This window comes from Kushneria pakistanensis, from assembly GCF_014652795.1.
Taxonomy (GTDB): domain Bacteria; phylum Pseudomonadota; class Gammaproteobacteria; order Pseudomonadales; family Halomonadaceae; genus Kushneria; species Kushneria pakistanensis.
In genome coordinates, this window is the sequence record NZ_BMZM01000004.1 from 291,713 (window position 1) to 309,288 (window position 17,576).

Consider the following 17,576-nt stretch of genomic DNA (forward strand, 5'->3'; position numbering starts at 1 on the left):
TCTCTGGCGCTACAGTCACGTTGAAAGGAGAAGACAGATGCAGGATTTCGATGAGGCGGCTGCCATCAGGGTCGGCATGATCGGGCTGGGCAGCATGGGCATGCCGATGGCGCACAATCTGCTGGCATCCGGCGTGGCCGGTCGTGTCAGCGTTTTCGGGCGCTCGCCGGAGAAGCTCACCCCGGTGCTGGAGGCGGGCGCCGAGCGCTGCGACACCCCAAGGGCGCTGGCCGCCCAAAGCGATGTGTTGATCACGGTGCTGCCGGACCTGCCTCAGCTCGAGGCACTGCTCGAGGGCGACGATGGCCTGCTGGCAGGCGTGTCGGGGCCGCTGCTGCTGGTGATCTGCTCCACCTCATCACCTGAAGGGGTACGCGCGCTGGCCCGGCAGCTGAATGAAAAAAGCCAGGGGCAGATGCACGTGCTGGACGCACCGCTGTCCGGCGGTACGGACGGCGCCGAGGCGGGCACGCTTTCAATCATGGTGGGCGGCGAGGCGGCCGACCTTGACCGCGCGCGTCCGGCACTGGAAACGATGGGTACGCCAGTGCTGCTGGGGCCGCTGGGGGCAGGCGAGGTCGCCAAGGCGTGTAATCAGATGGTGGTAGCCGCCACCATGGTGGCGCTGTCCGAGGCCACGGTGATCGCCGAGCGCGCCGGGCTCGATGTCGAGAAGCTGCTGGGCTGTCTGGGCGGCGGCTATGCCGGTGGGCGGTTTCTGGAGTCACGCAAAAAACGCCTGATCGACAAGGACTACACGCCCTCCGGCATCGCCCGCTACATGATCAAGGATCTGGGGTTTGCGCGGGATGAAGCCGCGCAGCAACAGGTGGTCACGCCGCAGCTCTCAACCCTTCTGGCGCTTTATCAGGATCTCGGTGAGCGCGGGCTGGGCGAGCTCGACCTGACCGTAACGCAGCGCTATATCGCCGAGCTGGATCAAAAGCCCGGCGATCATGACGACTGACCTGTCGGGCACAGGCAGGCTAGGACAGGAAAGAAGCGGGAACAGGGGGCAATACAGGGAACCATCGAAGCGGCGGCCCGAATGGGCCGGGGAGCACAACAATGACAATGTTTCGCGGGGTGTGGCGCAGCATCGAGTGGCTCATCGTGGCCCTGATGACCGCCATGATGGTGCTGGTGTTTTTCAACGTGGTACTGCGTTATGGCTTTTCCTCCGGGCTGCGCTCCGGTATCGAGCTCTCCCGGCTCGGGTTTGTCTGGGTCGTGATGCTGGGCGCCTCGCTGTGTTTGAAGGATGGCGAGCATCTGGCGGTAGCAGAGTTTTTTGACCGGCTGCCGGCCATGGCGCGCTCCCTCATCGCCCGCCTTTTGTGGGTCGTGATTCTGGGCGCCTCGGTCATGCTGCTGATGGGCTGCTGGAAGCAGACACAGGCCAACTGGCACAACATTTCACCGCTGACCGGGCTGCCGACCGGGCTGTTCTATCTGGCTGGCGTGGTGGCAGGCAGCCTGATGAGTGTTACCTCGCTGATCGGGCTGCTGCGTCCCGGCCCCGGTCGGGCACCGGGAGAGCAGGGCGGAGACGGCCATTCGCTGGCCGTTGACGAGGCGACGTCCTCTGCCAAAGGGGAGCACCGCTCATGACGCTGGCACTGTTTCTGGGGGTACTGATCGGGGCGATCCTGCTGCGTCTGCCGGTCGCCTTTGCGCTGTTGCTGGCGGCAGGCGCGCTGATGCTCAACCTGGGCATGTTCAGCGCTGACATCCTGTCGCAGTCGATGATCAACGGCGTGGACAACTTCGCGCTGCTGGCGATTCCCTTTTTCATGATCGCAGGCGAGGTGATGGCGGTCGGCGGACTCTCCGATCGCATCGTGAAGCTGGCGATGACGCTGGTGGGTCACTGGCGTGGTGGACTGGGCTATGTGGCGATTCTGACCTCGCTGTTGCTGGCGGGGCTTTCGGGCTCGGCGGTAGCCGATGCCGCAGCACTGGTGAGCATTCTCTACCCGATGATGCGCAAGAGCGGCTATCCGGCGTTTCGCTCGGTGGGGCTTTTGGCGGCCGGCGGCATTATCGCGCCGGTCATCCCACCGTCACTGCCGCTGATCATTCTCGGTGTGGCGGGCAATATCTCGATTGCCAAGCTCTTTATCGGCGGCATCGTGCCCGGGCTTTTGATGGGCGTGGCGCTGATGGTCACCTGGCGGTTCATGATGCGTAACGCCGATATTGAAAGGCAGCCGAAGGCGAGCCGGGCCGAGCGACTCAAGGCGCTCAGGGAAAGCGTGTGGGCACTGCTGCTGCCGGTCATCATCATCGTCGGCATCCGTTTCGGGGTCTTTACACCGACGGAGGCCGCCGTGGTGGCGGCGGTTTATGCCATTTTTGTGTCGACCGTAATCTATCGCGAGATGAGTCTGGCAAAACTTGCCCAGGTGCTCAAAAGTGCCGGACGCTCCACGGCGCTGGTGATGTTTCTGGTCGGCGCGGCGATGGTGGCCTCCTGGGTCATTACCATCGCGCAGCTGCCACAGCAGCTGGCCGAGCTTTTGGGCCCGCTGGTCGACAACCCAAGGCTTTTGATGGCCGCCATCATGGTGGTGGTGCTGCTGGTGGGCATGGTGATGGATCTGGCCCCGGCGATTCTGATTCTGGTGCCGCTGTTCATGCCGCTGGTGCGCGAGGCGGGCATCGATCCGATCTATTTCGGGCTGATGTTTGTCATCAACTGCTGCATCGGTCTGATTACGCCGCCGGTGGGCACTGTGCTCAACGTGGTCTGCGGCATCAGTAAATCGACGATGAGCGAGGCCGTACGCGGCGTCTATCCCTTTGTTCTGGTGTATATCGCGCTGCTGGCGCTGTTTGTGCTGATACCCCAGATCATTACCGTGCCGATGCATTGGCTGATCGGCTGACCTGGAAGGCAAGGAGCAATAACATGAAAAAAGTTCTGTTCGGTACGACGCTGGGGGTTAAAGCGCTTGCGACGACAGCCGCGGCGGTGCTTGTCGCCATGTCGGTCTCCAGCGGTGCCTGGGCGGCCACCACACTGCGCTTTGCGCATCCCACGCCGCAAAGCGATCTGCAGCACAAGCTTGCCGAGAAGTTCAAGGAAGAGGTGGAAAAGGCCAGCAATGGTGATCTCAAGGTACAGATATTTCCCAACGGCCAGCTGGGCAACGACGCGCAGATGATTGACGGCGCCCGCTCGGGGATCATCGATATCACACTCTCGGGACTGACCAACTTTACCGGCATGGTGCCCGAAGCCGGTGCCTTCGAGCTGCCGTTCATGTTTGCCGACAGTAGTGCCGCCTACAAGGCGCTGGATGGTGCATCGGGCGAGGAGGTGATGAGCAAACTGCCGGCACTGGGGCTCAAGGGACTGGCCTTCCCGGAAAACGGCTTTCGCGAAATTACCAACAACCGCGGGCCGATTCGCGAACCGGCGGACCTGAAAGGCCTGCGCATGCGGGTCAACAACTCGATCACGCTCAACAACATGTTCGAGCTCCTCGGCGCCAACCCGCAGCAGCTACCGGTCGCCGAGCTCTATACCGCGCTGGAGACCGGTGTGGTAGATGCTCAGGAACATCCGCTGGGCATCGTGGTGTCGTTCAATTTCAACGAGGTGCAGAAGTATCTTTCGATCACCAATCACGCCTATTCGGCACTGTTGATGGTCATGAACCAGAAGCGCTTTGACAGCCTCACGCCCGAGCAGCAGCAGATTGTCGAAAAGGCGGCGGCGGATGCCACCGCGATGCAGCGCAAAATGAACACCGAACAGACCGAGACGATGATCACAACGCTTGAAGATGAGGGTATGGAGGTCAATCGCGATGTCGACACCGCCGCCTTCCAAAAGGCCATTCAGCCGGTCTGGAAGACCTTTATCGATCAGAACGGTGACGAGATGATCAAGGCCATTCAGGCTGTCTCGGAGGGCGAGAGCCAGTCCTGATTCTGAGTCAAACATCTGCCGGGGCGAGGCCCCGGCAGATGGATCATTATTCCCCGAAAAGTGTGGCCAGAATGCGGCGGCTACCGCCGTTTTCCCGATGCTCCCCCAGCCAGATGCCCTGCCAGGTACCCGTGGCCAGCCGGCCGTTGTCGACGGCCAGTGTCAGCTCCGTGCCCATGAGGCTGGCCTTGATATGCGCGGGCATGTCGTCCGGGCCTTCCATGGTATGGCGAAAGTAGGGCAGATCGCCCGGCACGCGGTCACGAAAGAAGGCTTCCATGTCATGGCGTACATCCGGGTCGGCGTTTTCATTGAGCGTTAATGATGCCGAGGTATGCAGCATCTGCAGGTGTAAAAGCCCGGTGGAGATCTCCTTCATCTGGCTCAGCTCGCCCAGGATGTCGTTGGTAATCAGGTGAAAGCCGCGCTTGTAGGGTTTGAGGGTAATCTGCTGGCGGTACCACATAAGTGGTTGCTCCCTGGCTGATGGATCTGGTGATACAGGGTAGATGAGGTCGGCGGTGGCGTCTCGCTGTTGGCAGGTGGCTGGAAAAGGTCTACGAAGACCAAAGTGTCGTATGGCCATCAGCACTTTGGGCCTAGTCTTGATTGACCTTTCAGAGGGATCGCGCCATGGCTGATGAACGTCGAGCAGATAATGAGACTGTCTATTGGCCCGTGGGGCCCTTCAAGGTACGCCTGCCTTTCATTCACTACCGCTTTGAGTGGCCCGATTACTGCCAGGGCCTTTTGATGTGTGCCGTCGACCTGGCGGCGATTCCCCTGATGACCGAGCTTCTGGGCATGCCGTTTGAGGTGGCGCTGGCGGTGGTGCTGCTTAACGGCTTTCTCTACCTGACCCATCACCTGCTGGGAGACCCGGTGGTGCCCGGCTGGATCACTCCGGCTATCCCGCTGGTGATGGCCTGGTGTCAGACCTTCCCCGAGGGGACCGAACGTATCCACGCGCTGATCGCCTTTCAGATGACACTGGGGCTTTTCTCGATCGCGCTGGGCGTTTCCGGCTTGTCTCATCGCGTGGTGCAACTGGTGCCGTCTGCGCTCAAGGCAGGTGTGATCATCGGGGCCGGCATTGCGGCCGTCATGACGGTATTCCAGGTCGGCGGGCGATTTGACAGTTTTCCCTGGACCATTTCGATCGCGATCGGTGCGGCCTTCTATCTGCTGTTCTCACGCCATTTTACCCGCCTCAAAACCAGCAATACCTTCTGGGCCACCTTTGGCAAGCTGGGGATCTTTCCGATTATCGCGCTGGCCGTGGTGATTGCGCCGCTGTTTGGCGAAGCGCCGTGGCCGGAGATCGAGTGGGGCATTACGTCGCCGGATTTCGTGGGCCTGTGGCGTGACTACACCCTGTTTGGTCTGGGGTGGCCGCCGCTGATGGTCTTCGTGCAATCACTGCCGGTAGTGCTGGCCACCTACATTGTGGTGTTCGGCGATGTGTTACAGGGCAAGGCGCTGCTGGATGAGGCTGATGCCGCCCGCCCCGATGAGAAGGTCGAGTATGGTCCGAATCGCGCGCACATGATCTTTGGCGGACGCAACGCGGCCATGAGCGTGATCGGACCGGATATTGCCATGTGCGGGCCGCTCTGGGCTGCCATGCATGTGGTAATCGTGGAGCGCTTCAAGGAAGGGCGAAAGGCCATGGGCTCCATTTTTGGCGGCGCCGGCTCGTTTCGATGGGGCACCAACACAGGGTTGCTGCTGATGCCGATCGTGAGCCTGGTGCAGCCGATTCTGGGCGTGGCGCTGGCCCTGACGCTACTGATTCAGGGGTATGTCAGCGTGCGCGTCGGCATCATGGCGGCCCGCAGTCAGCGCGATCTGGGGATCGCAGGCGTCATAGCCGCGGTATTGGCAACGCGAGGAGCAGCCTGGGCTTTTGCTGTCGGCGTCGTTCTGTGTCTGCTGATCTATGGTCGTCGTTTTTTTCACGGCGAGGACGACCAGACCTTCAATAAGGATGGATAACCTGCGACCCAGGATTTCGTCGCGGCAAATACAATTGACTGTCACAAGGAGAGTGCCATGAAAACCCGTGCCGCCGTGCTGCGAGAGATGCAAAAGCCGCGTCCCTATGGGGAGTCGCAACCGCTGTCGATCGAAGAGATAACCCTCGATCCGCCCGGCCGTGGCGAGGTGCTGGTGCGTATTCGCGCCGCAGGACTTTGCCACTCGGATCTCTCGACCATCAACGGCAACCGGCCACGGCCGCTGCCGATGGTGCTGGGTCATGAAGCGGCCGGCGAGGTGGTCGAAACCGGCGAGGGCGTCGATGACCTCAAGGTCGGTGATCACGTGGTGTTTTCCTTCGCGCCCAACTGCGGCACCTGTGCGTTTTGTCTTTCCGGTGAGGCGGCGCTGTGTCAGCCGGGTGCTGCGGCCAACACCGCCGGGCACCTGCTGGGCGGTGGCATGCGGCTGCATCGAGGTGATGAGACGGTCTATCACCATATTGGCGTGTCCGGGTTTGCCGAGTACGCCGTGGCCTCGCGCCGCTCACTGACACGTATTGATCCGGAACTGCCGTTTCATGTCGCGGCGCTGTTTGGCTGTGCGGTGCTGACCGGTGTCGGCGCCGTGGTACACACCGGAAAGCTGAGGCTGGGGCAGTCGGTGTTGGTGGTCGGACTGGGCGGCGTGGGGCTGGCGGCGGTACTGGGCGCGCTGGGTGGTGGCGCGCGTCAGGTGATTGCCGCCGATATCGATGCCGACAAGCTGGAAACCGCCAGAGCAATGGGCGCCACCCATGTGGTCAACAGCGCTGATGACGATGCCATCGAGCAGGTGCGTGACATCAGCGGCGGCGGTGTGGATCTGGCCACCGAATTTGCCGGCGTGGCCTCGGCACTGGAATTTGCCTTTGAATGCACCCGGCGCGGCGGCACCACGGTGACCTCCGGGCTGCCGCATCCTGATGTGCGACTGGCCATCAGCCCAACGCGCATGGTGGCCGAGCAGCGCACGCTCAAGGGCTCCTATCTGGGTGGGCATGTACCGTCACTGGATGTGCCGGGATATATCGCGCTCTATCAGGCCGGGCGGCTGCCGGTAGACCGGCTGTTGACCCATCGGCTGACCCTTGATGAGATCAATGAAGGCTTCGAGCGTCTGGCGCAGGGGCAGGCCATTCGTCAGGTCATCGATCTTTGATGCTCAGGGCAGGGCGCGACACGCGCCGGGTGCAATGCCGGTGGGCCTGCTAACCTGAAGAGCATCTTTGGGCGCTTCATCGTTGATTATCAGGAGAGGATCATGGATCAGTCCCGTATCGAGAAGGACAGCATGGGCGAGCTGGAAGTGCCGATGGAGGCACTTTATGGTGCACAGACCCAGCGGGCCATCAACAACTTCCCGGTCAGTGGGCACCCGATGCCGGCGTCATTCATTGCAGCCGTGGCAAGGGTCAAGCGCGCCGCCGCCGAGGTCAACATGGACCTTGGGCTACTCGATGAAGGCCGGGCGCTGGCGATCGTCAAGGCAGCCGATGCGATCATTCGCGGTGAGCACGCCGATCAGTTCCCAATCGATATCTATCAGACCGGTTCGGGCACCTCGACCAACATGAATGTCAATGAGGTGATCTCGCATCTGGCCTCACGGACGGATCTTGAGGTCGGTCCCAACGACCACGTCAACATGGGTCAGAGCAGCAACGACACGATTCCCACGGCGCTTCATGTCTCGATTGCCATGGAGCTCAATGAGCGCCTGCTGCCGACGCTGCGCTATCTGCAAAAGACCATCGAGCACAAGGCTGCGTCGCTGGATGACGTGGTCAAGACCGGTCGCACCCATTTGATGGATGCCATGCCGGTACGCATGAGTCAGGAACTGGGCGCCTGGGCCAGTCAGGTCGCGCAGGCCATCGAACGTCTTGAAAGCGGGCTGACCCGCATGCTGCGCATCGCCCAGGGCGGCACCGCGGTCGGGAGTGGCATCAACGCCCATCCGGAATTTGCCGCTCGCTTTGCCGAGCGCCTTTCCGAGCAGACAGGGCTTGCCTTTACGCCTGCCGACAGTCTGTTTGCCGCGCTGGGCTCGCAGGATGCCACCGTGGAGCTTTCCGGCCATCTCAAGGCCTACGCCTGTGCGCTGATGAAGATCAGCAATGACCTGCGCTGGATGAATTCGGGGCCGCTGGCCGGGCTGGGTGAGATTGAGCTTGAGGCCCTGCAGCCGGGCAGCTCGATCATGCCGGGCAAGGTCAATCCGGTCATTCCCGAAGCAGCGGCGCAGGTGGCGGCCCAGGTGATCGGTAACGATGCGGCGGTGACCGTTGGTGGGCAATCGGGCAACTTTCAGCTCAATGTCATGCTGCCGCTGATGGCGCATAACGTGCTGAGTTCGATATCACTGTTGAACAATGTCTCGCAGCTGATGGCAGACAAGGCGATCAAGAGCTTCAACGTTCGTCGCGACAACATTGAATCGCCGTTGGCACGCAATCCGGTGCTGGTGACGGCACTCAATCCGGTGATCGGCTATAACGAGGCGGCGCGCGTGGCCAAGAAGGCGTATCAGGAAGGTCGGCCGATCATTGACGTGGCCGAGGAAGAGACCGAGCTTTCCCGCGAGGAGCTTGAGCGCTATCTCGATCCGGCGCAGCTGACACGTGGCGGTATTCAGGAATAGTCACCGACACGCCAGGTGCGATATCGCGTTATAAAAAAGGGCCCCGGATGGGGCCCTTTTTGTAGGCAGTCCCTGCGCTGAAAACATCGGCTGCAGGTGCTGCCGGTGAGCGCTTTAGTGCACCAGAGAGTGATCCGGTGAGGGGGTGCCAACCGGCTCGTTCATGTCATGCGGATCGGTGCCCATGCGACCGGTCACATATTCCTGCAGACGTGTACGCTGGGCTTCATTCAGACGCATGTCCATCTTGGTACGCCGCCAGAGGATATCGTCCACCTGAGTGGCCCATTCGTGATCGATCAGATAGTCCACTTCGGCCCTTGTCAGGCCCGAGCCGAAGTCTTCACCCAGCCCGGCCTCGTCGGTCACGCCGGTGAGGAACTTCTCGCACAGCGTGCCGTAGCTTGAGGCAAACCGGAGCGCACGTGCTTCACCCAGAAACGGATACTGGCTGGTCAGCTTGCGCGTATAGGCCTCGCGGGAATCGATGTTGCCACCCGGCAGCGGGCGCTTGTCGGTCCAGGGCTTGCCCATGCTGGGAAACCACGGCTCGATCTTCTCCATGGCAGATTCCGAGAGCCGGCGGAAGGTGGTGATCTTGCCACCAAAGACCGACAGCATCGGTGCGCCGGAATCATCCAGCGACAGCGTGTAATCACGTGTCATGGCGGAAGGATCATCCGATTCATCATCACACAGCGGCCGCACGCCGGAGTAGCTGGTCACGACGTCATCACGCGTGAGCTGCTCCTTGAAGTGGGCGTTGACGACATTAAGGATGTAGTCGGTCTCTTCATCGCTGATGGTGATGTGCGTTGGATCACCCTCATAGTTCTGGTCGGTTGTCCCGATCAGGCTGTAATCGTTTTGCCATGGCAGGACAAAGACGATGCGCTTGTCCTCGTTTTGCAGGATGAAGGCGCGATCATCACCGTTGATGCGTCGGGTGATGATATGGCTGCCCTTGATCATGTGGATGCCGTAGCGCGACTGGCGCTCGGTACTGCCCTTGATAAAGGACTCGACCCACGGGCCGGCGGCGTTGATCAGCGCCTTGGCACGGCGCACCATCTGTTTGCCGGTGCGGGTGTTTTCCAGCGTGATTTCCCAGATACCGTTTTTCTCAACGGCACTGGTGCAGCGGGTGCGTACCAGAATCTCGCCGCCCTGTTCCTGCGCCTGCAGGGCATTGAGCACGACCAGACGGGCATCGTCGACCCAGCAGTCGGAGTATTCAAAGCCCCTGGTGATATCAGGCTTGAGTGGACTTGTGCCGTCAAACTTCAGCGATTTCGAGCCGGGCAGCGTGTCGCGCGGGCTCAAGTGGTCATACAGGAAAAGACCGGCGCGCAGCATCCAGGCAGGGCGAAGATGCTGACGGTGCGGCAGGATAAAGCGCAGTGGCCAGATGATATGCGGTGCCTTGCCCAGCAGGATTTCCCGCTCGTGAAGCGCCTCGCGTACCAGACGAAATTCCTTGTGCTCCAGATAGCGCAACCCGCCGTGAATCAGCTTGCTGGACGCTGATGAGGTGGCACTGGCAAGGTCGGCCTGTTCACACAGCCCGACGCTGAGACCACGGCCGGCTGCATCATTGGCGATACCGGTGCCATTGATGCCGCCACCAATAATGAAAAGGTCCAGAACGGGGGTGTCCATTGCCATTGCGGAAGTCTTGTCGGAAGTCATGCGCCTGCCTTGCGCGTCTGCGCCGGGTGAGAAGTGGGGGAACGCGGTAACGATACCATCACGGATGTTCGAATGTGAACATAAGGCATGTTCAAAAGAACATCAAGTGGTCCGTGATTGTCTGATCCCATCAGCATGATCAGATTTTTTGTTCCTTCCAGGCCCTTCGCTCAGGGGCAGATGTTGAGTGCGATATTCTGCTCGCTCAGCAGGCGACATATTCCCGCGGGCGGCTCCTGATCGGTAAACAGGGCATGGATCTGATTGAGGTGCCCCAGCCTTACCACGGCGTTGCGTGCAAACTTGGAGTGATCGGCGGCCAGATAGACCTGGCGTGAATTGCTGATGATCGCCTGCGCCACCCTGACTTCCTGATAGTCAAAATCGAGCAGAGCGCCATCTTCATCAATGCTGCTGATGCCTATGATGCCAAAGTCGACCTTGAACTGATTGATGAAATCCACCGTGGCCTCGCCGATGATGCCGCCATCGCGCGAGCGTACGCTGCCGCCGGCCACGATGACATTGAAGTCCTCGCGGTGTTGGAGCGTGGCGGCGACATTAAGGTTGTTGGTGATGATTTCCAGCCCCTGATGATGGAGCAGCGCTTCGGCGATCAGTTCGGTACTGGTCCCGATATTGATAAAAAGCGAGCTCTGATTCGGGATCTGCTCTGCCAGTGCACGGGCAATGCGGGCCTTGGCATCGTGATTGATCAGCTTTCGTGCACTGTAGGCCGTATTGACCGTGCTGGATTCCAGCATACCGGCGCCGCCATGCACCCGCCGGATCAGCTGCTCATCGGCCAGTACCTTGAGATCGCGTCGGATGGTCTGCGGTGTGACATCGAAGTGATGTGCCAGCTGTTCAATGGTCGCGTAGCCCTGACGCTTGACCATGTCAGCGATCGTATTGTGACGTTCCTGCTGGGTCATGTTCTGTCCTGTCCTGTCCGGCGTGTTGCCTGGCGCTGATCGAGATGGCCAGGTTATCCCTGTGCTACCCGTCCGGCAATAGCCCTTTTCGTATCATTTTGACCTGATCAGTATCATGTTCGCCAGACAACAACAGGCGTTGTTTTTTGCACTGTTCAAGGGGGTAAAAACCCCTGAAAATGGTGTGTAATACTAAGGTTTAAAAGCCATTAAAATCATTAAAATCAGATGCTTATTACGATTTTTTCAAAAAGTCGGAAACGGCACATCGTTTTTTTCAATGGTTACTATAGGATGCTCGGAAAACAACACAAGCACGTCTTGAATGTGTTAAAACCAACGTCATCCCGGGGTAAAAAATGGGTATCATCGAAACCATTCTGGTTCATGAAATTGCCGGCACGGCCATCCTGACATTGCTGGGTTGCGGCGTGGTTGCCAATGTGCTTTTGAAAAAGACCAATGGCCACGGCAGTGACGGTATCGTCATTTTCTTTGGCTGGGGGCTGGCGGTCTTTTGTGCCGTGTATGTTGCCTACGATACCGGTGCCCATATCAATCCGGCGGTAACCCTTGCACTGCTCATTGGGCCGGCAAAGGAATATGCCGATGGTATCCCGATTACTTTTGCCACCACGATCACCTATTTCATTGCCGAGTTCATCGGTGCCTTTCTGGGTGCGCTGGTGTGCTACCTCGCCTACAAGAAACAGTATGACGAAACCGATGATCCGGGCGCGATTCTTGCCACGTTCTCTACCGGGCCTACCATCAAGTCCCATGGATGGAACATGGTGACCGAGATCATTGGTACCTTCGTGTTGATCTTTGTGATTATCATGTTCGGAAACACGCCCAGTGGCCTCGGGCCGCTGGCGGTGGCACTACTGGTGGTATCGATTGGTGCATCGCTGGGTGGCCCGACCGGCTACGCCATCAATCCGGCGCGCGATCTTGGTCCGCGGATCGCCCACGCCCTTCTGCCCATCAGGAACAAGGGTGGCAACAACTGGGGCTATGCCCTGGTGCCGGTGATTGGCCCACTCATTGGCAGCGCTCTGGCAGCACTGGCCGCCTATATCTATTGAATTGTCATCAGATCCATATCTCCGCTCGCACTACATCGAGGAGTCGATATTCATGAGCAAGCAGAAGCAGAAAAAGTACATTCTCGCGATCGATCAGGGGACAACCAGTTCGCGCTCAATGTTGTTTGATCATGAAGGCCATGTAGCAGGCATCGCTCAGCGTGAGTTCGAACAGATATTTCCGCGTCCGGGCTGGGTCGAGCACAATCCGCGTGAAATCATGACCAGCGTACTGACGACGCTGGCCGAGGTGATCAATAACTCGGAAGTGGATGTCTGCGAAATCGCCTCGATTGGTATCACCAACCAGCGCGAAACAACGGTGGTCTGGGACAAGAACAACGGTCACGCCGTCTGTAATGCCATTGTCTGGCAGTCACGCCACTCCGCCGAGATCTGCGATGAGCTGCGCGAAGCAGGTCACGAAGACATGATCCGTGACAAAACAGGTCTGGTCATCGATGCCTATTTCTCTGCGACCAAGCTGAAATGGATCTTCGACAATGTCGATGGCGTCCGCGAAAGGGCCGAGAAGGGCGAGTTGCTGTTTGGCACCATCGATAGCTGGCTGGTGTGGAATCTCACCGGTGGCAAGGTGCATGTGACCGATGTGAGCAATGCTTCGCGCACGATGCTGTTCAACATCCGCGAGCGCAAGTGGGATCCCGAACTGCTGGAGCTGTTTGGTGTGCCCGAGTGCATGCTGCCCGAGGTGAAGTCCAACAGTGAAGTATACGGCCATGTGCTGCCGAAATATTTGTTTGGCCATGAGGTGCCGATTGCTGGTATGGCGGGTGATCAGAACGCTGCGCTGTTTGGTCAGGCCTGCTTCAAGCCCGGCATGGCCAAGAACACTTACGGTACCGGCTGCTTTACCCTGATGAATACCGGTACCGAGGCGACACCTTCCAAAAATGGGCTGCTCACCACCGTGGCCTGGGAGGTCGAGGGCACGATGGAATACGCGCTGGAAGGGAGCGTGTTTGTGGCCGGCTCGGTCATCCAGTGGCTGCGTGACGGGCTGCGAATGCTGGGCAGGGCATCCGACTCGGAAGCCTATGCCGAGCGCGCCGGCAGTAATGATGGCGTGTATATGGTACCGGCGTTCACCGGTCTGGGCGCGCCGTACTGGAACTCCAACGTGCGCGGCGCGATGTTCGGTCTGACGCGGGGTACGACCAAGGAGCACTTCATTCGCTCGGCGGTAGAGTCTCTGGCTTATCAGAGCGCCGACGTGCTGCATGCGATGCAAAGCGATGCCAATATCGCGCTGGCCGAACTGCGCACCGACGGCGGAGCGATCTCCAACAACTTCCTCGCGCAGTTCCAGGCAGATATTCTGGGCGTTGATGTGCTGCGCTGTGAAGTCAACGAGACGACCGCACTTGGTGCGGCCTATCTCGCCGGTCTTGCAGTCGGGTTCTGGGAGTCGCGTGAGCAGATTGCCGAGTACTGGGCACTGGAGCGTCGTTTTGAACCGAAGATGACCGACAGGCAGCGTGATGAACTCTACACCGGCTGGAAGCAGGCCGTTGAGGCAACCATGGGTTTCCGGGTGGAATCCTGATCGCTATCGATAAAGGAAAACGCGGGGCTTTCGGTTCTTGAATGCCCCCCGACCCTGCTGGGCTATCTCGGCAGGGTCGGCAATTCTGCTGCCAGTCTCGGCTTGTGTTTTGCCTGGCCGGTATTGGGCAGACGCATGGCATTGCAACGTTATGGTTTTATAACAATAAATCGCCTGAACGGTTGCGCTTGATCAGAAAATAAGTACAATAGCGCAGCGTTGAAACGGCACTTCCATGCCATTGAAGCAGGACCGTAGCTCAGTTGGTTAGAGCGCCACGTTGACATCGTGGAGGTCAGCGGTTCAAATCCGCTCGGTCCTACCATCGCTTTAAGTGCGCAGGATATGGAAAGCTGTTACAGCCATTGATTTACAGGACCGTAGCTCAGTTGGTTAGAGCGCCACGTTGACATCGTGGAGGTCAGCGGTTCAAATCCGCTCGGTCCTACCAGAATATTGAAAAGCCCGCCACGGTCTCCGTGGCGGGCTTTTTGTCGTTCAAATGCCTGACACGAGACGGCGCCTGGTCAGATGGACGTCGGCAGGTCACTTTGCGCCACCAGCACCTGGCACATTGCTTCAATACCGGCCTGGTCTTCAATGCTGAAACGACCGGGCAGAGGGCTGTCCAGATCCAGTACGCCCCAGAGGCGATCGTCAACGATCAATGGCACAACAAGTTCGGAGCGTGAAGCTGCGTCACAGGCAATGTGGCCCGGGAAGGCATGAACATCCTCGACACGCTGGGTCTGGCGCGTGCGCGCCGCGGCACCGCAGACACCTTCTTCAAAGGCGATGGGGTTGCACGCCGGCTGCCCCTGAAATGGACCAAGGCGCAGTACGCGTTCTTCGCGCTGGATATAAAAGCCTGCCCAGTTAAGCTCGGGAATCTGCTGAAAGATAAAGGCAGCCATCTGTGAGGTGTTGGTCACCCAGTCCCGCGTGTCGAGCAGTGCCGTCAATTGACGCTTGAGCATGCCGTAATCGGTGATGGGTCGTGTGTCGTTCATGAATTATCTCGATGCCTGAATAACAATCTGCATAACAAAAAGGGCCGGCATGGGCCGGCCCCTGTCAACAATATGGTTGCTTACTGCTCGTTTTCCCAGCCTGCGATGGCACCACCCTGGAAGAGCTCATTGGCCCTGTCGATGACCTGCTGGCTCTGGAAGGCGTCCACGAGGTGCTGAATCTTCTCGCTGTTTTGATCGCCCTGGCGCACCACAATAAGGTTCACATAGGGGGAGTCGCCATCCTCGACAATGAGCGCCTGATCGACGGTCATGTCAGCGGCGACCGAGTAGGTGCTGTTGATGAAGGCCATATCGACATCCGGCAGGGCGCGCGTGAGCTGGGCAGCGTCCAGTTCGCGCAGCTGATAGTTGTGAGGGTTGTCGGTGATGTCGTCCGGCGTGGCAGTGGGACTCTGCGGATCGCGCAGTTCGATCAGGTTTTCGCGTGCCAGCAGCAGCAGGGCGCGCGCTTCGTTGGAAGGATCATTGGGCACGGCAATGGTCGCGCCATCCGGCAGTTCATCAATGCTCTGATATTTGTCGGAGTAGGCGCCGATCGGATATACGAATGTCTTGCCGGCCGCGACAAAGTCAAAGCCGCGGTCTTCCATCATGCTGTCCAGATAGGGCTGGTGCTGATAGGCGTTGGCATCAATGCTGCCGTCATCGAGTGCGGCATTGGGAGAGACGTAATCGTTGAACTCGGTGATTTTAACGTTCAGCCCGTACTGCTCTTTAGCGACTTCCGCGGCGGTTTCCATGAGGGCGGTTTCAGGGCCTGCCATGGTGCCAACACGAACCGTGTTCTCATCGTCGCTCTGGCTGCCGCAACCGGCGATAACGACGCTGGCGCTTAATGCAAGGGCAGCGCCCAGTCCCTTCGGTGAAATTCTCATGAGTCCTATCCTTCCAATGGGTTCGACAGGCGTTGCTGTCGAAAGGGTTTAACGGGCCGTTGGTCATTGCCCGTGGATGTCGTCATTATTGTTTTTAAGACCGTTGCCGGCGTTTAGCGATGGCGGCTGCGGTGCACGAAGAAATCGCCCAGCATCTGTACGCCCTGCACCATGACCACCATGATCAGTACCGTGACCAGCATGACCATGGGATTGTAACGCGAGTAGCCGTAGTTGTAGGCCACGGCGCCCAGGCCGCCGGCTCCGATGGCGCCGGCCATGGCGCTGTAGCCAATCAGCGCGATAATGGTGATGGTGGCGGCCGTGATCAGCCCGCCCCGTGCCTCGGGCAGCAGGACCCGGGTAATGATCTGCCACGGCGTGGCGCCCATTGATTCGGCCGCCTCGATCAGGCCGTGGGGCACCTCGTTGAGTGCGCCTTCGACCAGGCGTGCGACAAAGGGTATGGCGGCAATGCTCAGCGGAACCAGTGCTGCGGTGGTGCCAATGTAGGAGCCCACCAGCCAGCGGGTGAAGGGTGCCAGTGCCAGCATCAAAATGATAAAGGGCACCGAGCGGCCGATGTTGACGATCAGGCTGATGGCCCGGTTGAGCACCGGCATGGCCATGATGCGGTTTTCGCGAGTGACATAAAGCGCTACGCCCATGACGATCCCCAGCACGATGCCAATAAGGCCGCTGCAGATGACCAGATAAAAGGTGTCGAAAACGGCGTCGAGAATACGATCAATCATGGCGCTGGACATGGCCAAGTACCTCCGTTTGAACGTCAAGCGTTTGTAGATGATCCATGGCGGCGCCCAGGGTGTTTCGGGCGCCGTCAAGCTCCACGATCATCAGGCCCAGTGTGCGTCCCTGAATGTTTTCAACGCGCGCCTGCAGGATGCGCAGTCGAATGCCGAACTGCTGCTCAAGGTGGGTCATCAGCTCGCTGGACAGTGCCTGACCGCGGAAGGTCAGGCGCACGACAGCCAGGCTGTTATCCCCGGCGTGATCCGTCATGCGCTGCAGGAGGGTGTTTGAGGGGGCCAGCTGCAGGAAGTCGTTGAGAAAGAGTCGACCTTCCTCGGTGGTGGGGCGGGTAAAGAAATCGCCGACCGGAGAGGTTTCTACCAGCGCTCCGCCGCTGATCAATGCCACCTGATCGCAGATGCTCCTGACCACTTCCATTTCATGGGTGATCAGCAAAATGGTCAGTCCCAGCCGCTGGTTGATATCTCTTAACAGCGACAGGATGGCGCTGGTGGTCTGCGGGTCCAGCGCTGAGGTGGCCTCATCGCACAGCAGGGCCTGCGGGTTGCTTGCCAGTGCCCGGGCAATGGCCACGCGCTGTTTCTGGCCGCCCGAGAGGGCAGCAGGGTAAGCATTGGCACGCTCATTGAGGCCGGTCAGTTCCAGCAGCTCATCGATACGCTGATCGATCTCGCGTCGTGGGGTGCCAATCAGTTCGAGCGGCAGACCAATATTGCCCCGCACGGTGCGGGACTCAAGCAGATTGAAGTGCTGAAAGATCATGCCGATGCCGTGGCGTGCCTTTCTAAGCTCGGTCTTGTTCATGGTCGTCAGTTCCTGACCGGCCACGAATACCCGGCCCCGGGTCGGGCGCTCGAGCAGATTGACGCATCGGATCAGGGTGCTCTTGCCGGCACCGGAAACACCGATGACACCAGTGATGCTGCCGGCAGCCACTTCCAGATTGACGTCCTTGAGCGCCGTCACGGCTTTGGCGCCCTGACCATACACTCGGGTCACATTTTCAAGTCGAATCATC

The 17,576-nt window shown here is 59.5% G+C and carries 16 protein-coding genes and 2 tRNA genes; 11 read left to right on the forward strand and 7 right to left on the reverse strand.

Going from position 1 to position 17,576, the window contains the following annotated elements:
* The first annotated feature begins 37 nt into the window (after positions 1–37).
* The 4 genes from IE123_RS14860 to IE123_RS14875 all read left to right on the forward strand — a co-directional run bounded on the left by IE123_RS14860 (position 38) and on the right by IE123_RS14875 (position 3,937).
* On the forward strand, positions 38–967 hold the full coding sequence (locus tag IE123_RS14860) for an NAD(P)-dependent oxidoreductase (RefSeq protein ID WP_189519620.1): 930 nt from the start codon (positions 38–40) through the stop codon (positions 965–967).
* A gap of 101 nt (positions 968–1,068) precedes the next feature.
* Positions 1,069–1,611 (forward strand): TRAP transporter small permease, encoded by a 543-nt coding sequence (locus IE123_RS14865; protein ID WP_189519622.1) that lies wholly within the window; start codon positions 1,069–1,071, stop codon positions 1,609–1,611.
* Positions 1,608–2,888 (forward strand): TRAP transporter large permease subunit, encoded by a 1,281-nt coding sequence (locus IE123_RS14870; protein WP_189519623.1) that lies wholly within the window; start codon positions 1,608–1,610, stop codon positions 2,886–2,888. The genes IE123_RS14865 and IE123_RS14870 overlap by 4 nt, the downstream gene beginning before the upstream one ends.
* A 23-nt stretch (positions 2,889–2,911) precedes the next feature.
* Positions 2,912–3,937 (forward strand): TRAP transporter substrate-binding protein, encoded by a 1,026-nt coding sequence (locus IE123_RS14875; protein ID WP_189519626.1) that lies wholly within the window; start codon positions 2,912–2,914, stop codon positions 3,935–3,937.
* A 46-nt stretch (positions 3,938–3,983) separates the two neighbouring features.
* Here the strand turns inward: IE123_RS14875 and IE123_RS14880 are convergent, their stop codons facing one another.
* A complete protein-coding gene (locus IE123_RS14880) occupies positions 3,984–4,403 on the reverse strand; it encodes a secondary thiamine-phosphate synthase enzyme YjbQ (protein WP_189519628.1) in 420 nt (139 codons plus the stop codon).
* A gap of 167 nt (positions 4,404–4,570) precedes the next feature.
* Between IE123_RS14880 and IE123_RS14885 the strand changes: the two genes are divergently transcribed.
* The 3 genes from IE123_RS14885 to IE123_RS14895 all read left to right on the forward strand — a co-directional run bounded on the left by IE123_RS14885 (position 4,571) and on the right by IE123_RS14895 (position 8,596).
* Positions 4,571–5,932, forward strand: coding sequence for a hypothetical protein (locus IE123_RS14885; RefSeq protein ID WP_189519630.1), 1,362 nt, complete (start codon positions 4,571–4,573; stop codon positions 5,930–5,932).
* 57 nt (positions 5,933–5,989) lie between these two features.
* The gene (locus tag IE123_RS14890) at positions 5,990–7,114 is read left to right on the forward strand and encodes a zinc-dependent alcohol dehydrogenase family protein (RefSeq protein ID WP_189519632.1); all 1,125 of its coding nucleotides are present in this window, start codon (positions 5,990–5,992) and stop codon (positions 7,112–7,114) included.
* 102 nt (positions 7,115–7,216) lie between these two features.
* Entirely contained in the window at positions 7,217–8,596 is a 1,380-nt protein-coding gene (locus IE123_RS14895) for a class II fumarate hydratase (RefSeq protein ID WP_189519634.1), read from the forward strand.
* Positions 8,597–8,710: 114 nt separating this feature from the next.
* Here the strand turns inward: IE123_RS14895 and glpD are convergent, their stop codons facing one another.
* Complete coding sequence (glpD, locus tag IE123_RS14900; RefSeq protein ID WP_229819796.1) at positions 8,711–10,285, reverse strand: glycerol-3-phosphate dehydrogenase; 1,575 nt, start codon at positions 10,283–10,285, stop codon at positions 8,711–8,713.
* Between the two features lie 170 nt (positions 10,286–10,455).
* Positions 10,456–11,220 carry a DeoR/GlpR family transcriptional regulator gene (locus IE123_RS14905; RefSeq protein WP_189519636.1) on the reverse strand — a complete coding sequence of 255 codons (765 nt, stop codon included), beginning with the start codon at positions 11,218–11,220 and terminating at the stop codon, positions 10,456–10,458.
* A 359-nt stretch (positions 11,221–11,579) separates the two neighbouring features.
* Between IE123_RS14905 and IE123_RS14910 the strand changes: the two genes are divergently transcribed.
* The 4 genes from IE123_RS14910 (at position 11,580) to IE123_RS14925 (ending at position 14,326) form a co-directional block, all read left to right on the forward strand.
* Positions 11,580–12,308, forward strand: a complete 729-nt coding sequence (locus tag IE123_RS14910) for an MIP/aquaporin family protein (protein ID WP_189519638.1) — start codon at positions 11,580–11,582, stop codon at positions 12,306–12,308.
* 52 nt (positions 12,309–12,360) lie between these two features.
* Positions 12,361–13,875: a glycerol kinase GlpK gene (gene glpK / locus IE123_RS14915; RefSeq protein WP_189519640.1), complete on the forward strand. Its 1,515-nt coding sequence runs from the start codon at positions 12,361–12,363 to the stop codon at positions 13,873–13,875.
* Positions 13,876–14,123: 248 nt separating this feature from the next.
* A tRNA-Val gene (locus tag IE123_RS14920) sits at positions 14,124–14,200 on the forward strand.
* Positions 14,201–14,249: 49 nt separating this feature from the next.
* Positions 14,250–14,326, forward strand: a tRNA-Val gene (locus tag IE123_RS14925).
* Positions 14,327–14,402: 76 nt separating this feature from the next.
* Here IE123_RS14925 and msrC read toward each other — a convergent pair.
* From msrC to IE123_RS14945, 4 genes are all read right to left on the reverse strand, one after another.
* Entirely contained in the window at positions 14,403–14,885 is a 483-nt protein-coding gene (msrC, locus tag IE123_RS14930) for a free L-methionine (R)-S-oxide reductase MsrC (protein WP_189519642.1), read from the reverse strand.
* 80 nt (positions 14,886–14,965) lie between these two features.
* Entirely contained in the window at positions 14,966–15,784 is an 819-nt protein-coding gene (locus IE123_RS14935; protein WP_189519644.1) for a MetQ/NlpA family ABC transporter substrate-binding protein, read from the reverse strand.
* A 113-nt stretch (positions 15,785–15,897) separates the two neighbouring features.
* A complete protein-coding gene (locus IE123_RS14940) occupies positions 15,898–16,551 on the reverse strand; it encodes a methionine ABC transporter permease (RefSeq protein ID WP_189519646.1) in 654 nt (217 codons plus the stop codon).
* Positions 16,532–17,575: a methionine ABC transporter ATP-binding protein gene (locus IE123_RS14945; RefSeq protein ID WP_189519648.1), complete on the reverse strand. Its 1,044-nt coding sequence runs from the start codon at positions 17,573–17,575 to the stop codon at positions 16,532–16,534. The genes IE123_RS14940 and IE123_RS14945 overlap by 20 nt, the downstream gene beginning before the upstream one ends.
* Position 17,576: the final 1 nt, after the last annotated feature.

Bases quoted from the DNA above. Each gene is read 5' to 3' on its own strand.
- IE123_RS14860 (WP_189519620.1), top strand. From the start codon at position 38: ATGCAGGATTTCGATGAGGCGGCTGCCATCAGGGTCGGCATGATCGGG.
- IE123_RS14865 (WP_189519622.1), top strand. From the start codon at position 1,069: ATGACAATGTTTCGCGGGGTGTGGCGCAGCATCGAGTGGCTCATCGTG.
- IE123_RS14870 (WP_189519623.1), top strand. From the start codon at position 1,608: ATGACGCTGGCACTGTTTCTGGGGGTACTGATCGGGGCGATCCTGCTG.
- IE123_RS14875 (WP_189519626.1), top strand. From the start codon at position 2,912: ATGAAAAAAGTTCTGTTCGGTACGACGCTGGGGGTTAAAGCGCTTGCG.
- IE123_RS14880 (WP_189519628.1), bottom strand. From the start codon at position 4,403: ATGTGGTACCGCCAGCAGATTACCCTCAAACCCTACAAGCGCGGCTTT.
- IE123_RS14885 (WP_189519630.1), top strand. From the start codon at position 4,571: ATGGCTGATGAACGTCGAGCAGATAATGAGACTGTCTATTGGCCCGTG.
- IE123_RS14890 (WP_189519632.1), top strand. From the start codon at position 5,990: ATGAAAACCCGTGCCGCCGTGCTGCGAGAGATGCAAAAGCCGCGTCCC.
- IE123_RS14895 (WP_189519634.1), top strand. From the start codon at position 7,217: ATGGATCAGTCCCGTATCGAGAAGGACAGCATGGGCGAGCTGGAAGTG.
- glpD (WP_229819796.1), bottom strand. From the start codon at position 10,285: ATGACTTCCGACAAGACTTCCGCAATGGCAATGGACACCCCCGTTCTG.
- IE123_RS14905 (WP_189519636.1), bottom strand. From the start codon at position 11,220: ATGACCCAGCAGGAACGTCACAATACGATCGCTGACATGGTCAAGCGT.
- IE123_RS14910 (WP_189519638.1), top strand. From the start codon at position 11,580: ATGGGTATCATCGAAACCATTCTGGTTCATGAAATTGCCGGCACGGCC.
- glpK (WP_189519640.1), top strand. From the start codon at position 12,361: ATGAGCAAGCAGAAGCAGAAAAAGTACATTCTCGCGATCGATCAGGGG.
- msrC (WP_189519642.1), bottom strand. From the start codon at position 14,885: ATGAACGACACACGACCCATCACCGATTACGGCATGCTCAAGCGTCAA.
- IE123_RS14935 (WP_189519644.1), bottom strand. From the start codon at position 15,784: ATGAGAATTTCACCGAAGGGACTGGGCGCTGCCCTTGCATTAAGCGCC.
- IE123_RS14940 (WP_189519646.1), bottom strand. From the start codon at position 16,551: ATGTCCAGCGCCATGATTGATCGTATTCTCGACGCCGTTTTCGACACC.
- IE123_RS14945 (WP_189519648.1), bottom strand. From the start codon at position 17,575: ATGATTCGACTTGAAAATGTGACCCGAGTGTATGGTCAGGGCGCCAAA.